Annotated in this window: 3 protein-coding genes and 1 pseudogene; 1 reads left to right on the top strand and 3 read right to left on the bottom strand. The window is 73.8% G+C overall.

Annotation, left to right across the window (positions count from 1 at the left end):
• Positions 1 to 31: 31 nt before the first annotated feature.
• Both AX737_RS15515 and AX737_RS15510 read right to left on the bottom strand, forming a co-directional pair.
• Positions 32 to 298 (bottom strand): hypothetical protein, encoded by a 267-nt coding sequence (locus tag AX737_RS15515; protein ID WP_066922756.1) that lies wholly within the window; start codon positions 296 to 298, stop codon positions 32 to 34.
• 299 nt (positions 299 to 597) lie between these two features.
• Complete coding sequence (locus tag AX737_RS15510) at positions 598 to 822, bottom strand: hypothetical protein (protein ID WP_066922754.1); 225 nt, start codon at positions 820 to 822, stop codon at positions 598 to 600.
• Between the two features lie 338 nt (positions 823 to 1,160).
• On the opposite strand from AX737_RS15510, the gene AX737_RS33265 reads away from it, so the two are divergent.
• A complete protein-coding gene (locus AX737_RS33265) occupies positions 1,161 to 1,316 on the top strand; it encodes a DUF3309 domain-containing protein (RefSeq protein WP_109950448.1) in 156 nt (51 codons plus the stop codon).
• A gap of 33 nt (positions 1,317 to 1,349) precedes the next feature.
• Here the strand turns inward: AX737_RS33265 and AX737_RS34485 are convergent.
• A pseudogene (locus tag AX737_RS34485) lies at positions 1,350 to 1,757 on the bottom strand (serine protease); the annotation flags it as partial.

The following is a 1,757-nucleotide window of genomic DNA, read 5'->3' as shown; positions in this document are numbered from 1 at the left end:
CTGGCGGGCCTGAGGGCCCGCCGCCTCTCGTTCAGCGGCTGCTGCCGCCGCCGTTCGCGCTGCCCTGCGGGATCGCCCGCTCGGGCTGGCCCGCATTGCCGCCGGCCGCCGAGTTCGTCGTGACGGTCTCCGCGCCCGTGCTGCCGCGCGCGATGATCAGGCTCGGGTCGTTTCCGGTCGTGTTCGGTTGGGGCAGCACGATGGCCCCGGTCGTCCCCGGCCCGCGGACCAGCCCCTGCGCCAGGGCAGGCACGGTGAAGAGCAGCGCCAGGGCGCTGATGGCGAATGTCTTGGTCATGGAGGCTCCGTGCCGGACGTTCCGGCGTGTAGAGAGGCAACCATGAGGTCCGCCCGTGGTTTCCTGCGGCGCATCGTCCGCGCGGCAACGCACAAAGGACCGGCTGCGACTTGCCGGACGCCATCGAACACAGGGGAAGAACCGGGCTCGAAGGTGCCGGTGGCCTCCGACAGCCTCGCGCTTCTCGCGGGTCCTTCCGAAGGACGAGAAGCCGGCCGCGCCGCCGCCGACGCCGCACCGAGGCGGCGTCGCGCGGGAAGGCCCGCCGCGGCGGTGCCGGGCGGGCCTTCGGAAACGGCTCAGTTGCGGACGAGAGCGCCGGCGGGGCCGCCGGCATGCTGGCCGGAATAGCGATAGGCCGAGGCCGTGACGCGCGGCCCGACCGCGCGGGACGCGCCGGGCGCGACGTAGCCCGGATAGGCGGAGGCCGGGTAGGGGCTGTGGCGCGAGTCGAGGCCCTGGGCGAGGGCCGGCGACGCGAGGGTCGCGGCGAGCAGCGCGGCGGCAATGATGCGAGACGTCATGATGATCTCCCGTGGTCTTGGGGTTCGAGGAAATCATCCGGTCTAGGGTGGAGTGAGAAAGATCGTCTGGACGCGGTCTTGGTCGCTCCGGCTGTCCTTGGCCGAATGCAGTGACGGAACGAGTGATACGCCCGCCGGTTCGGGACGATCCGTGTGTTCCCGCACCTGCGAGGCGACCGGCTCCGGCACCGTGCGAACGCTTCGCACCGCCCCGGCCGGCGGCCCGCCACCTGTCGCCGTCCTGTCAAGAAAAGCGTGACGCGACTGAACGAAGCGGACCGTACCGGCGTTTGAATGGCCAAGCTCACATCCCGTGCAGCTGCCGGAGTATACGCAGCATGTCCCTCGTCACGATTCTGCTGATCATCCTGATCATTCTCGCCTTCGGCGGCGGCGGCTTCCTCGGCGGGGGCGCATATCGCGGCCCCGGCTTCGGCCTCGGCGGCATCCTGCTGATCATCCTGATCGTGCTGCTCGCCACCGGGCGGCTCTGACCCCGCGATCGCCCGCGCGCGACGCTCGGGTGATCAGCGCGCGCAGGTGATCGCCACCACGGCCGGCGCGACCGCGCCGGCCAGCGCCCCCGCGGAGCCGCCCGGCGCAGCGGCCGCGGGGGCGATGCCGTTCCGGCGCAGGAAGCCGGCCACGGCCTCGCCCTGCACGAGCGGCTGGCTCGCCGGTGGCACGATGCCGGCCACGAGGCGCGGCGCACCGGGGTAGCGGGCCACGATGCCCGCGAGCCTACCGGCGCGGTCCAGCACCGGCGCGCCGGCGGCGCCTGGCTGAAGGGGGGCCAGCAGGCCGCCCGCCTGCGCGGTGCCCGGTGCGACCACGCTCCCCTCGGCGCTCGCCGCCAGCACCGTCAGCGCCTCGTCGGCGGCGGTCGGCGTCTCGCGCGGCGGCGGCAGGATCGGTGCCGGCAGGCCCGCCGCCTC

The organism is Methylobacterium sp. CCH5-D2 (assembly GCF_001556475.1).
GTDB lineage: Bacteria > Pseudomonadota > Alphaproteobacteria > Rhizobiales > Beijerinckiaceae > Methylobacterium > Methylobacterium hispanicum.
The sequence above is the reverse complement of the archived record's forward strand: the minus strand, read 5'-3'. Positions and strand labels throughout refer to the sequence as shown.